General features: G+C 49.5%; 11 protein-coding genes. 4 read left to right on the top strand and 7 right to left on the bottom strand.

Going from position 1 to position 14,218, the window contains the following annotated elements; all coding sequences use genetic code 11:
- Positions 1-165: 165 nt before the first annotated feature.
- Positions 166-1,824, bottom strand: a complete 1,659-nt coding sequence (locus PAGR_RS21945) for a methyl-accepting chemotaxis protein (RefSeq protein WP_014604608.1) — start codon at positions 1,822-1,824, stop codon at positions 166-168.
- Between the two features lie 332 nt (positions 1,825-2,156).
- Between PAGR_RS21945 and PAGR_RS21940 the strand changes: the two genes are divergently transcribed.
- Positions 2,157-2,504, top strand: a complete 348-nt coding sequence (locus PAGR_RS21940) for a gamma-glutamylcyclotransferase family protein (RefSeq protein ID WP_014333089.1) — start codon at positions 2,157-2,159, stop codon at positions 2,502-2,504.
- Positions 2,505-2,524: 20 nt separating this feature from the next.
- Here PAGR_RS21940 and PAGR_RS21935 read toward each other — a convergent pair whose 3' ends face one another.
- A complete protein-coding gene (locus PAGR_RS21935; RefSeq protein WP_013027824.1) occupies positions 2,525-3,430 on the bottom strand; it encodes a DMT family transporter in 906 nt (301 codons plus the stop codon).
- A gap of 169 nt (positions 3,431-3,599) precedes the next feature.
- Between PAGR_RS21935 and PAGR_RS21930 the strand changes: the two genes are divergently transcribed.
- Positions 3,600-4,484, top strand: a complete 885-nt coding sequence (locus PAGR_RS21930) for a helix-turn-helix domain-containing protein (RefSeq protein WP_014604607.1) — start codon at positions 3,600-3,602, stop codon at positions 4,482-4,484.
- Between the two features lie 723 nt (positions 4,485-5,207).
- On the opposite strand, the gene PAGR_RS24465 is transcribed toward PAGR_RS21930, so the two are convergent.
- A complete protein-coding gene (locus tag PAGR_RS24465) occupies positions 5,208-5,363 on the bottom strand; it encodes a hypothetical protein (RefSeq protein WP_014333085.1) in 156 nt (51 codons plus the stop codon).
- Between the two features lie 193 nt (positions 5,364-5,556).
- Between PAGR_RS24465 and PAGR_RS21925 the strand changes: the two genes are divergently transcribed.
- The gene (locus PAGR_RS21925) at positions 5,557-6,591 is read left to right on the top strand and encodes an alpha/beta hydrolase (protein WP_014604605.1); all 1,035 of its coding nucleotides are present in this window, start codon (positions 5,557-5,559) and stop codon (positions 6,589-6,591) included.
- A 41-nt stretch (positions 6,592-6,632) separates the two neighbouring features.
- On the opposite strand, the gene PAGR_RS21920 is transcribed toward PAGR_RS21925, so the two are convergent.
- Entirely contained in the window at positions 6,633-8,093 is a 1,461-nt protein-coding gene (locus PAGR_RS21920; protein ID WP_014604604.1) for a mannitol dehydrogenase family protein, read from the bottom strand.
- 740 nt (positions 8,094-8,833) lie between these two features.
- On the opposite strand from PAGR_RS21920, the gene PAGR_RS21915 reads away from it, so the two are divergent.
- Entirely contained in the window at positions 8,834-9,028 is a 195-nt protein-coding gene (locus tag PAGR_RS21915) for a hypothetical protein (protein ID WP_013027819.1), read from the top strand.
- 418 nt (positions 9,029-9,446) lie between these two features.
- On the opposite strand, the gene PAGR_RS21910 is transcribed toward PAGR_RS21915, so the two are convergent.
- From PAGR_RS21910 to PAGR_RS21900, 3 genes are all read right to left on the bottom strand, one after another.
- Entirely contained in the window at positions 9,447-10,697 is a 1,251-nt protein-coding gene (locus tag PAGR_RS21910) for an aromatic amino acid transporter (protein WP_014598168.1), read from the bottom strand.
- A 155-nt stretch (positions 10,698-10,852) separates the two neighbouring features.
- Complete coding sequence (locus tag PAGR_RS21905) at positions 10,853-12,223, bottom strand: tyrosine phenol-lyase (protein WP_014604603.1); 1,371 nt, start codon at positions 12,221-12,223, stop codon at positions 10,853-10,855.
- Positions 12,224-12,967: 744 nt separating this feature from the next.
- On the bottom strand, positions 12,968-13,954 hold the full coding sequence (locus PAGR_RS21900; RefSeq protein WP_014604602.1) for a D-threonate 4-phosphate dehydrogenase: 987 nt from the start codon (positions 13,952-13,954) through the stop codon (positions 12,968-12,970).
- Positions 13,955-14,218: the final 264 nt, after the last annotated feature.

Raw genomic sequence — 14,218 nt, 5'->3', positions numbered from 1 at the left:
AACAGGGGGCCTGATCAGGCCTGCCTGTTACCCAGGACAACAAGCGACACGCTCACCCGCTTTACTGGCAGAAAAGACGTGCATCGGGCAATAAAAAAGCGCTGTCGTACACAGCGCTTTTTGTCGCCAGCAGGCACCGGCGGGCTTAGATCCCTAAAGAAGGCATCAGAAACTTTCCCAGTTAACCTTATCGACGTTGACTGCTTTCAAATCCGGCCTTTTCAATGCGGGTACTGACGGGCTCACCGGCACACTGGCTGGTGAAGCAACCTGGGTGACACTGTCATTAACCTTAAAGGTTGAAACCAGTCTCGACAGCGTTTCTGCCTGCTCCTGCAGAGATTTAGACGCCGAAGACGCTTCTTCAACCAGTGAGGCGTTTTGCTGCGTCACTTCATCCATTTGCCCGATGGCCAGATGAACCTGCTCAATGCCTTTACTCTGCTCGGCCGTAGCGGCCGCAATTTCATTGACTAAATCAGCGACCTGTTGAATAGCATTGCTGACGTTGTCTGAATTGCTGCCCACGCTTGTTGCCTGCTCAAGGCCCTGCTCAACTTGTGAAACTGACACGTTGATAAGATCTTTAATCTCCCGGGCTGCGGACGAAGAGCGCTGTGCCAGATTACGGACCTCAGAGGCGACGACCGCGAACCCCCTACCGTGTTCACCGGCACGTGCCGCTTCTACCGCGGCATTAAGCGCCAGGATATTGGTCTGGAAAGCAATCCCCTCAATAAGCCCGGTGATTTCAGAAATTTTGGCAGAACTGCCGCGAATGTCGCCCATCGTCGTCAACATTTGACTGACTGCGGAGCCGTTTTGTTTGGACAGCGTATTGGCATTATTTGCCAGATTGCTGGCCTGTACCGCACCTTCCGCATTCTGACGCACGGTATCGCTCAGCGTCGCCATACTGACTGACGTTTCTTCCAGTGAAGCCGCCTGTTGTTCCGTACGCGATGACAGGTCTTCATTGCCCGCTGCGATTTGCGTCGCGCCCGTACTGACAGATTGCGCTGAATGGTTCACAGACATCAGAGTGGTGGATACACGTTTCAACAAATCATTAAACGCTGATGCGGTCTGGCCTATTTCATCGTTTCTGAGGACAGGCGCTGAACAGGTTAAATTAAGGTTATTACTGACGGTCGACATCGTATCTTTAATGCTGGTCAGGCTTCTTTTAATTCCCAGAATAATACTGACAGAGAACAGGCCGAGTAACACAATAACCAGCACGGATGCACTTGTCATCATCCAAAACGTCTGTGAATAAATACGGTTATTCTCTGCTCTTAATCCATCACCAATTTTAATATTCAAATCGATTTGTTTGGTGAAGTCAGACTCCATTTTGCGGGCAGCGGCGCCAATGCCGTTTTCGCCCTGAAGCTGTTCTAGCGACAGGGCATTATCGTGACTGCGCGAAGCTGCAAGAAATGCCGGAAGCGTGCTACGAACCGCGTCAAGGTTACGTTGCGCCTGTACCGTCATCGCTTTATCTTCATCACTGGAAATATCATTCGCCATATAGTAGTCATTCAGCGATTTAATATTATCAAGAATGCCATTGATTTTATCTTCAGCTGCGGACTGTTTCGCGCTGTCGGCCATCGACTGATGACGATACAATGCCAGCCCGAGCTGGTTAGTTGCACTGATTGACTTGTTCAGATCTTTAATGCTGGGTATCGCATTCACCTGAACATATTCAAAGCGCGACTGGAAACCGGATATCACGGATAATGAAACAGCAACGAGCGCACAAAGTGATAACGCCAGCAATGAAAATGCCAGCACCAAACGCTGGGTAATAGTCATAAAAGCCCCTGAGTGTGAAATTGAAAAAAGGTTATCGCAATGCATTCTTATCGGCACAGTACAAACCAGCTTTACCTGTTAATCAGAGATATATTTAATTTCTAAAACTTGATAAATAGAAAATAAAGACTAAGTCACTCAACCGCTGACGGGAATAAAAAATAATGACTTGCCTCAGCCTTTAGCGATTAAACCCTGTTCTATTTGCGCGTTGCCTTGCATAAGGTTGTTGTTTATCAGCCTGATATACAGACTCGTGACCTGATCGCCCCTGCCTGATGACAACGACATTCCAGACAGGTAAGGTGGCAGTTTTTGTGACAGAGACGAATATGGAAAGGTTGTTTGTTTATGGCACCCTGTGTCCGGGCCGCAGTAACGCCTCTCTTCTGGAGAACATCGGTGGCGCCTGGCAGGCCGGAGTTGTCCGGGGCGTTTTTTTTACTGAAGGGCGCGGCGCGGCTGCAGGCTTCCCCGGTATTGTTGTGGACGATCGCGGGCCACAAGTGCAGGGCTTTCTTTTTTCCTCGGACAATCTGTACCTACACTGGCCGATGCTGGATGAATTTGAGGAGGGTTATGACCGGATCAGCGTTAAGGTGGCCCTGGAAAACGGTGACAGTGTCACCGCATGGATATATCAACTTCAGCCGCAGAGCATTCCGCAAGCCAGTGAATAACGCCTTATCTGATCACTGCTTTATAGCGTGCCCGGCATGGGTTTCGGTTTTGGCCAGCGCAAGGGACGTCCGAACATCACCAGGTTACCGCCCAGGATCATCAGCAATCCCACCACGCTGTGGCTTTGCCAGTGATAGCCTTCATAAACCGTCGATAAGGTGAGGGCAACCAACGGAAACATCAGTGTTGTGTATGCGGCTTTAGCGGCGCCCGTACGTCTGACCAGGGTGAAATACGCCCAAAACGCAATGACCGAACCGAATATGGACAAATATAGCAAGGCACTGAGGTAGCTCAGTGTCCAGAGCGGTGAGAAACTCACGCCACGAAGTAGAGCGATAATGCCCATGACCATTGCGCCGTATAACATAGCCCAGGCGTTAGTGGTCATGGTTTCCAGCTGTCTGCGCTGATGCCGCAGGCTGATCATGTTGCCCAGAGAAAAGCCAAACGTGCCCAACGCCGACAGGCCGATGCCTCGCCACAGTCCACCGCTTGCGCCGCTGATGTGCAGATCGTCCCAAAACAACAGGATCATGCCCGTTAATCCCAGCGTGACCGCAAACCAGAAACGCGGCTGGGGGCGCTGCCCAAAAAACAGATAACTGTTTACTGCGTTATACAGCACCGCCATGGAAAAAATCACGGACTCTAAACCGGTATTGATATAACCGGCGGCGGTGTAAAAGCACCAAAAATTAAAGCAAAATACACAGCAGCCCTGCAAAGCGCAAAACAGATGATCGCGCGGCGATAATCTGCGCAGGCGCCCCATTATCTGCAGGAGCGTCAGCAATAAAATACTGGCTATGGCGAAGCGCCAGAAAACGGACACCGTGACATCAACGGGCCCTTGTTGCAAAAAGATGGCAATCCAGGTTGTACCCCAGATAACCACGACCACAGCATAGAGTAATGCGTTCATGCTTTTTCCTTTAAACGAAGCAGAACACAGTGTCCCAACTGATGAGGACGCACGCTTCTATGAACCTGCGTCTGATTTGCAAAATCTTGCGCATTTTAACGATACAGATCTGGCTACCTGCCGGCTCTCGCCCTAGACTGAGCCTCTGATGAACGGGCGGAAAAGAGTTATGTCTCGCGTTTACGACACGTTTGAAATACTGCGTCAAAATAAAGCTGTGTTGCGCGAATCGGTCATGCTTAACTCCGGCATCCGGCTGGCAGCGTGGCACAACAAGCAAGACAGGATTACCGTAAACAGTAACCATCACACGCTAAGCCTGTATGTTGCCGATGGCTATGAGAGTTACCATAAAACCGCTTCCGGCTGGCGAAACGGCGGTGGGCCAGATAAATTCTGCCTGATGCCGCAGCAGAGCGAATCCACATGGGACGTACGTAATAACCTCTCTTTTGTGCATCTCTATTGCACAGATGAGCATTTACGCGATGTGGGCGAGAAAATATGGGATCGCAGCCCGCTGTCGATTGCCCTGGATGAGAAAATATTTTGCAGTGATGCCAGTATCACCACGTTGTATCGCCAGTTCTTACTCAGCTGTGACTGGCAGCAGCCCGCAAATCACCTCATGTTGAGCACTGCCAGCACCCTGTTATTAACTCATCTGATCCAGCACTATTCCAGCGTTCAGTGGCGGCCTCCGACGGTAACGGGTGGACTGGCCCCCTTTGTATTACGCAATACGCTGGCTTTTATTGATGCGCACCTGGCATTGCCCCTCACGCTTGATGCACTGGCCACTCAGGCAAACCTGAGTGAGTACCATTTTGCCAGGATGTTTCGCCAGTCGCTCGGTATTGCGCCGCATCAGTACGTCATGCAGCGCCGCATGGAAAAAGCACAGCAGATGGTGCAGTCAACCTCGCTGCCGTTGACGCAAATCGCACTGGATACTGGCTTTAGTTCGCTAAGTCATTTCAGCCACCGCTTCAAACAGGTGACAGGCTTGACCCCTTCGCAACTGCGAATGGCGAATGGCGTGAAAGCGCCCTGAATCAGAGGCACTGGTAAGGGCTGATAACCGTGACCGGAAATCAGCAACGATAATTTCATGTCTGAGTAACTTAAACCTATCCTCACTCACCCACAGGTATTGGCTTTACTCACGTTGCATCCTGATTATACTAGGCACGCATTCATTCAGGCTTCATGGTATCGGCGTGATTGAAGGTTCGGATGGCTGTTTCGCAAAGCCGACCATGATTACCCGCATGACAATCGCCATTCTGGTCAGCCAGCAGTTAACGAATGAGGACTGTTGTCATGTTACTGTTCAAAAACGCGCTATTCCCTCCTCCCGCAAAGCGAGTGCAATCGCTGTAAGCCTTATTGACGCGATGTCTTGCTGTCGCAGCAGTTATTCCTACACGAGCAGCGTTAACAGCAGGCTGGAGTCGCCATGCATGCGGATAGCCGCACAGGAACATGACGCCAAAATCAGCCGATAAAGAGGCTTACCGTCTATCGTTAAACCGTCAGACTTATCACCTGATGCAACATTGATATCGAGCGGCGTAATAAAGAGGTGCCTGCCGCCGAAACATCAGCGCACTCGGGCCGGGATAACGGCATAGGTTTCTGACAGGCAGAAGCCGGACGCTGTCTCACCAGGTGACGTTAATGTTCACATCAACGGATGCGATTAACCGTCATCATAATGACAAGGAAGCACATCATGAAGTTTTCATCTGAAAGCGCAATTTCGTTCATTTTTCTTTTAACCGGCCTGATCCTGACAGGATTGGGTATCTGGCAAATACTCACGCCGTGAGGTGACGCTATGCGTAAATTCACGCTTGATCGGATTTTTATTCAGGTGGTAGCTATCGCAGTCGTTTTTATCCTGCTTACCATCGTCATTCGCTAATCTCATCGGGCCAGACCGCCACAAGGTTTGGCTCGCGCCTCATCACTCCGCAATCTTTCCCCCAAAATCCGGCTTTCATAATCTCGCTCAACTTCTCTTTGCCGTTTATGCATTACCGTCTGATTGCTGAAAATGACAGCCTCAATGCAGGTTTTTTTGTTCAATTGAGAGCATTTCTCTCAACGTCTGGGGAAAAATTATGAATCTATGCCACAATTTTTTAATTGGTGGGTTAGCAGTAATGATGACAATGGGGAGCGCGATGGCGACAGAGCATAACGATCTGACGGGTTATCGTGAGGGTGCAAAGGTTATTCAGGTCAAACCAACACGCAATCAGATAGATGCCATAAGTGGCATCGTTTATTCACAAATCACGACGGCAAGAGAGACCAGGCCGCTCCATATGTCGCTGTTAGTGCCCCGCACCGACGCGCCTAAACCCGCCATCATTTATTTTCCCGGTGGCGGTTTTACCAGTGCCAATCACGATAAGTACATCCAGATGCGTATGGCGCTGGCAGAGGCTGGCTTTGTTGTGGCCGCTGCGGAATATCGCGTTGTACCGAATACCTTCCCGGCTCCGGTAAATGATGGTAAAGCGGCAGTGCGCTATTTGCGACAACATGCCGAGACATACGGCATTGATCCCGCGCGCATTGGTGTACTCGGCGATTCGGCTGGGGGATGGCTTGTGCAAATGCTCGGCACCACACAGGGGGAAACGGCGTTTGATCGCGGTGATTTCACCGATAAATCCTCTGATGTGCAGGCAGTGGCAACGCTATATGGCATATCCGACCTCCTTAACATTGGCGAAAGTTATGCCGATGAAATTCAAAAAGTTCATCAGTCACCTGCGGTAACCGAGGCATTGCTGGTGCACGGTCCAGCCTTTCGTGAGTTTGCTGGCGCAAGCATCATGGACGACACGGCAAAAGCACGGCATGCCAGCCCTATGGGACATTTACGAAACAGCAAGCCGCCTTTCCTGATTATGCACGGTGATAAAGATTCTCTGGTATCGCCCCATCAAAGTGCGCAGCTGTTTGATGCCCTCAGGAAAGCCGGTGAGAAAGTGGACTACGTTGTGGTGAAAGGGGCAGAGCATGCCGACCTCACCTGGTACCAGCCGGAGGTTATCCAGGAAGTCGTAAGCTGGTTTACGCGCGAACTCAAACCAGATACGGGCGTCGTTGCCGACCAATCTGGCCGTCCAAACGATAACCTGTAATCGCCAGGCAAGCCACTGCCCGTGGCTTGCCTCACTGAAGATTAATGCGCAACGGCAGCGGCTACCGCGCCTTTCGCCCCTTTATCAAGCAGAAGCTGATAGGCACGGGTTACCTGCTCCACAAAGTACGCATTATTTGCCAGCGCCTCACCAAAAATGGCATCGACACCTAATAATGCTTTCACCCTCGCCTCGCCATCAGCACTGGATCCCACAGCAGCGTTCAAAGTGGGTAATAACGGGTCGATCACTTCAATCGGATTTCCCTGCTCGTCTACGCCTGAGACATAGCGCATCCAACCGGCAATGCCCAGGGCGAGCAGGTCAAAATCACTTTCGTTTCTGAGATGCCAACGAATCGAGTCCAGCCAGCGCTGAGGAAGTTTCTGGCTGCCATCCATGGCTATCTGCCAGGCACGGTGCTTTAACGCATTGTTTTCAAAGCGCGCGATCAGCAGGTCAGCATAACGCGTCAGATCCACGCCCTTAACTTGCAATGTCGGTGCCTGCTCCTGCAGCATCAACGTTCGTGCTGCCCGTCTGAAATCGGGATCCTCCATGCAGTCACAAATATGTTCATAGCCCGCCAGATAACCAAGATAGGCCAGAAATGAGTGGCTGCCGTTTAACATGCGCAACTTCATTTCTTCGTACGGGACAACATCGTTAACGAGTTCTGCGCCGGCCTTTTCCCACTCAGGACGTCCGGCTACGAAGTTATCCTCTATCACCCATTGCCTGAAGGGTTCACAGGCCACCGCCAGAGCATCCTGCACCCCTGTTACCTGCGCAATTTTATTCAGGCTTTCCTGGGTGACGGCGGGTACGATACGATCCACCATGGTAGAGGGAAAAGTGACGTGCTGTTCGATCCAGCTTGCCAGTTCGCGATCGCATTGCCGCGCATAGGCGCAAACGACCCCGGCAATCACCCTGCCATTTTCAGGAATGTTATCGCAGGACATGACGCTGAAGGCGGCTAACCCCGCCGCTCTGCGGCGGGCCAGCGCTTCAACGATGATGCCTGGGGCGGAATGGGGCTGATGGGGCTGTGCTAAGTCAGCTACGATGAGGGGATGGTCACGCATCAGTTCGCCTGTCGCGGGCGCGTGGCAGTAGCCCTTTTCGGTAATCGTTAACGACACAATGGCAACCTGCGGCTGGCATAGCGCCTCCAGCACGGCTTCAGTGCCATCAACCTGCGCATGAAGCGCCTGCCTGACGACGCCAACCACCCTGCCTGACCACGCACTGGCGGACATTTCTGCCACGGTATAGAGAAAATCCTGACGCTTGAGATCGGCAATCTGTTGCTCACCGCCGATAAGATTGACTTCAATATAACCCCAGTTGCTGCTGTGTTCAGCAGCAAGAACGTCTGCATAGACAGCCTGATGGGCACGGTGAAACGCACCAAATCCGAGATGAACGATTCTCGGAACCAGATTATGGCGATCCCACTGTGGAACGGTGGCGTTAGCACTGAGTAATTTATTTGGCATTGTAATCTCACTGTTAATTAAATTTATTATTTGGTTATTTCCGGCATGATTCGCTGTGTCCTTGCGTGACATAACAGCATTGATGAAAAAAAGGTAATTAAAATTAAATGACCGCCGCGACAAAATGATCAATTAGTGGATTGCAGATTGTGCGTTGAACAATTTTTTCGTCAAAACCAAGATTATCGCTATGAAAATATGCAAGTCCACTACCATACCAGAAGCAACACCTGAATTGTGACATGTGCTGGGATGAGATAGCGAAATAAATAACACGCATTTAAGGAATACACCTCACAAGCCTGTTTCCATGAGGTTAAATTGGTGGTTTATATGTTATTAATATTTTAAGACATAAGTAATCAGAGACAGCACCGTCTCTGGCGAAAAATGCTTATATCCGGAAAAAGGCGTAATGCCTGACAGGGCGTCATGTAAAATAAATTCAAATTTATTCAAAACTTGTGATGCAGGAAAATGAACCCTTCATAACTAGCTCCATTATGACAACACTGTTTCATCGTCGGTCCGATCAAGTTTGAGTTAGTTATTTCTTACGCGATTCGCGATGGCTTTCATTGTGACAATTTAATGACATAGATGTACATCAAGTATTTATAATTTAATGCTTACCATGAGGGAAACAGAGCATCAGGTAGCACTGATTCCTCATTTTTCCGGCGGATTACCACGCATAATTCCAGCTGTGTTCATGACATCCATGAACCAAGGAGGAAATTATGTGGAAATTGAACTCTGTGATTGATATGCAAGGAACAAATCCTTACCTCATTCTTGTCAATAACCTTGGTGATACCCGACTGTTACCCTGTAAGAATATTAATCCTGCCTTCTTGAGAACCCTGAATTTTTCTGATCTTGAAACCAGTCTGTTAACTGAACGAGTAAAAATCAATAATAAATCAGCAAAATAAATACCACTGTCCCGATCTCTCCTGGCCCTCTGACTGGTTTTAATGAGGGCCGCTCTTGTTAAAACCCCAATTCACATTGCTCAGACCTCATCTCAGGATGTTGCCATGAAGAGATGCATGTTTGCCTTCAGGTAAGATTCCGCGCAACGCGACTGCAGCAACAGGGTATTACCCTTTAGCCTGCTGCCTGTCATCACACCTTGAATAACAGGTCGTTATACGCTTTGTCGATCGGGGCTCACTGAGCCCTGACACTGAGCTTCAGCCAGCTTGTCCGTGGGAGCATCGCGGCTGAAGCCTGAGAAGTGTGGAAGACGTGAGTCGCTCAGCCCCCGGCAAGGGACACTGGGCTAATCAGGCAGCACGAGAGCAGAGGATGGTGATGGTGATAAGGTGCACACATCGCGCTCGCTTCACTTTAGCTAAACGAAGGCAGCAGCCGGAATACATCAAGTACCACCGTCAGGTAAACGAATCCCCCCACCACGATAACCAGATTAAGGATCATGTTATTACAGGGTGCGGTATAGACTGCAGTGGGAAAACGCTTGCGGGCCGCTTTCACAAGAAAAGGCGGCAGAATAACGCTCCAGATCGTAAAGGCCAGACCGGCATAGCCAATTGCATAGACAAAGCCACCGGGCAGGATGAAACAAACGACAGCGGGTGGCAAATACGTTACCAGGGCCGTCTTAAACCGGCCAGAACGGTCGTCTGAAAAATGAAACAGATCGGCAATATAATCGAAAAGCCCCAGCGTCGCGGCTAGCAATGAACTGGCTACCGCAAAATTACCAAAGAAAGTGAGGATCAGATCCATAGACGTGCTGGTAAATAAGCCCCCTATTGCCTCGACAAATACATCAATATTCCCCCCTTTGGCGATAATGGGCGAAAAATCGGCGCGGCTGATATTGCCCATGGTGACGACCAACCAGAATATGTAAAGCAGCAGAGCGAAAGCCGTGCCAATAAAAATCGACCGGGTGATATTCTTAACCCCCTGAGTGCCATACAGCTTCACCAGACTGGGCACGTTGCCGTGGAAACCGTAAGAGATGATGCAGAAAGGTAGCGTCATTAAAATATAAGGCAGATATTGCGTGTCAGGCAGCGCCCAGGCGGCACTGTCAATAAGTTTAGCGCCTTCGACATGCCATATCAGGCCAGAGAAGGTAGCAAAAAAGGCAACAAACTTCCCGATAATTAACACCGTTGTAATACGACCAACCAAAAGTGAGCTGTACCATGCGATGCCACCGACCAACACGCTTACGATGATCACAGATAAGCGGGCTGGAAGATAAAATCCGCTGTATTTTTCTACCGTCTGAGAGATGACAGCAGAAGAGCCAGAAATATAAGCATAAGTTAAAATATACAAGACAAAGCCAAATGCGATACCCACCACAACATTCCATTTATGACCTAATAAATCCTGTGTGAAGGTGTTAAAACTCGCACCACCGCCATAATGGAGATTGACTTCAACCAGCATCAGTCCGGTTAACAGCATCATTATGGCAATGAGCGTTAAAATAATTGATGCGCCTGGAAACCATATGCCAGCCATAGCAATCGGCAGTGAGAACATTCCGCCACCTATGACGGTGGCAATGATAAGCATCGTTCCACTCATTAAACCGGGTGTTGTTTTCTTAATAACCATGAGAAATTCTCCTGTTGACTCTTTATTATCATTTTGGCGTCATTCTGAATCCGCTGGATAATAACGGTTCGACTGCAGACCTGCCATGGCGGCAGGTCTGAAATAAAGGAAGGGCGATAGGAGAGAAACAGGGCCCCTGCGGGGCCAGGGTTGTATTAAATAAAGTCAAAACGCGCAGTAAAGAAGCGAAGTTGTTTGGGTTCATAAACAAACGTCAGACCACGAATATCTTCTTTATGCTGGTACAGTTTAATGATGCCATCGGCAACAACATCCATGTGCGCGTAAGTGTAAACACGGCGTGGAATAGTGAGACGTACCGTCTCCAGTTTGGGGCGATGGTTCTCCCCCGTTTCCTTGCTGCGACCGGCGGAAACAATTCCACGTTCCATACTTCGCACGCCGGTTTCCATATAGATGCTGGCTGCCAGGCTCTGCGCAGGGAACTGATCCTGCGTCAGGTGTGAACAGAAACGACGAGCATCAAGAAATACCGCATGTCCGCCCGTCGGTTCAACAATGGGTACGCCGGCTTCACGGAGTTTATCGCCCAGATAGCGCACCTGTTTGACCCGGTGTTCAATATATTCATACTGCATGGCTTCACGTAGCCCAATAGCCATCGCTTCCATATCCCGACCGGCCAGCCCGCCGTATGACGGCATACCTTCATAAACGACAACCAACTCTTTTGCCGCTGAGAACATCTCCTCATCGTTCATACACAAGAAGCCGCCGATATTCACCAGACAATCTTTTTTACCGCTCATGGTGCACCCGTCGGCATAGCTGAACATTTCATGCACGATATCTTTGATACTGACGTTCTCGTAGCCCGCCTCCTGCTCTTTGATAAAATAGGCATTTTCAACGCAACGGGTGGCATCGTAAAAGATCTTAATGCCATACGTGCTGGCCATTTCATGTACGGCGCGCATATTTGCCATTGAAACGGGCTGCCCACCCGCCAGATTCACGGTGACCGCAAGGCAGATATAGGCGATGTTCTCGGCGCCTTTTTCTTTAATGAGCGTCGCTAATTTATTCAGGTCAATATCACCTTTAAAGGGGAGATTCAGGCTGGCGTCATGTGCTTCATCGCGGACAATATCCACAAAGGTTGCGCCATTTTTTTCCTGATGGAAGCGGGTTGTTGTAAAGTACATATTTCCTGCGACATATTGACCGGGCTTAATGGCCAGCTGCGAGAGCAGGTTTTCCGCCCCGCGTCCCTGGTGGGTTGGAACGATGTGTTTGAAACCAAACAACTCTTTCACCGTTTTTTCGAGATGGTAGAAGTTTTCACTGCCTGCGTAGGCTTCATCACCAATCATCATCCCTGCCCACTGCTTGTCACTCATGGCATTTGTACCGCTGTCTGTCAGCAGATCGATGTAGATATCCTTTGAATTCAGTAAAAACGTGTTATAGCCCGCTTCTTGCATTTTTTTAACACGCTCATCGCGTGAGATCATTGATACGGTTTCAACACTTTTGATACGGAAAGGCTCGGCAGGATAGTTCATGTTTATTTCTCCAGTTATCCATTTTCATACGCAGAAAAATGCGCGTCGAATAAGTCTGGTGCATAGATGAAATGCACAGGAAGATATAACAATAACCTCAGAATTGAGGTGGAAATAATACGACACCATCATGCGGGATTTATCATGCGATGAAAATAGCCGCGTCACTATGCGCGCCTTTCTGACAATGTATAAAACGTAAAAATGATTAAACATCAAAAAAAGATCGGCCATGCATGCTGAATATTCATAGCGTTAGCGTAACGGCCGTCGGTCATACAGAAACAGAAAAGTCGGTTAAGGTTGATAACAATGAAAACTTATCTTTCCATTTTCTTTATAGGTAATAAATGTGAAATTTTTAACCAGATAATATGAGGCAGCGATCACCTAAAAAATGAATAATCACACCGGTTGCTTAAAATCCGTAAACTTCAATGTACATCTCCGAGTTATTAACTGAGCGGCGAATGTTAATGACGTTGAAATAAGAAAGTCGCTACAGCACTGAGACAATCCATTCATATTATCCCACTGAGGCAGGTCGCTGCCGATCAAAACTTAAATAAAGAGAACTTATGTAATAGAGCATGACTATCTGCTCGTAGTCATTTGCAAGCGAAGTGGAGGTAACGTGTTGAGGTGGATGGGTTGTGGACAGCGATGACGCTTCAGCCCGGTGAAGAAAAGGCGATGTCTTGCCATCGCCTGAGTGACCAGAAAGCATTAGCTTTCGATAAATTATTACTCCCGGGTAATCTTCATGGCCATATCAATTGATATCGCCATGCTCTCCGGATTAGCCTTACCTGTCCAGGCGATGTTAAATGCCGTACCGTGATCGGCTGAAGTACGCAGGAAAGGCAATCCTGCCGTGATGTTCACCCCGTCGTAAAAGCCAAGCAGCTTAAGCGGAATATGCCCCTGATCGTGATACATGGCGACAACAATGTCGTACATGCCTTCGTTACACTGCATGAAAACGGTGTCCGGTGGACAGGGGCCGTACACATCCATGCCCTGCGCTTTCATCGCTTCGACAGCGGGCGTCAGAATACGGATCTCTTCATCGCCAAACAGACCATTTTCACCCGCATGTGGGTTTACTCCTGCCACCGCAATACGCGGTTGGCTGAAACCGACCCGGCGTAAAAAGGTATCGGCAATCCTGACCACCGTTTCCACCCGCGCCTGACTCAGCGTATCCAGAAACTTGCGCAGGGAAATATGTGTGGTGACATGAATGACTTTCAGTTTATCGGTGTAGAGCACCATCGAATAATCTTTGGTGTCCGTTAGCTTCGCGAGTAATTCGGTATGGCCCGGATAGTGATGCCCTGCCAGATGCAGCGCTTCTTTATTCAGCGGCGCAGTCGCAATCGCCTTTACCTCACCACGCAGCGCCATTTCGGTCGCGCGCTTGATGCAACGGTAGGCCACATCACCGGCTTCTGGCTGAACCACACCACATTGCAACGCTTCGGGATGCGCCACCTTCTCATCAATAATATGAAGGATGCCGGGCGTGAACCGTGCCTCAGAAACCTGGTCGATCACCCGGAGTTCAACCTGAGGTGTGATGTTCATGGCCAGTATGCGGCGGAAAGTCTCAGCGCAGCCGATAACAACCGCGGGTGAACCATTCAATGCACCTTCGGCTAACGCTTTAATAATGATTTCAGGACCGATCCCGGCAGGATCTCCCATTGTTATAGCAACAGTATTCGTCACCTGTTTTCTCCTCAACGAAGCTCAATATTTCTGAAAGGGTGGTTTCATCTCCGAAAACACCGACTTTAATCAATACAGTCAGACTCCGGCCGCGACCGGGAAAGTATCTGTATGGCGCACAATCACCCGCCCGGCCCTCAATTCTGAATCCCGTCGCGCACGATGCCGTCGCAATCTCCGCACCTGAGTAATACCGCATTTGACGGTGCGCTGCGCATCACCAACGGAACACGCACCAGGCAGCAAATCGCGTGCTGCTCACTG

This window comes from Pantoea ananatis PA13 (assembly GCF_000233595.1).
Lineage (GTDB): Bacteria > Pseudomonadota > Gammaproteobacteria > Enterobacterales > Enterobacteriaceae > Pantoea > Pantoea ananatis.
This window is presented reverse-complemented; position numbering and strand designations above follow the sequence as displayed.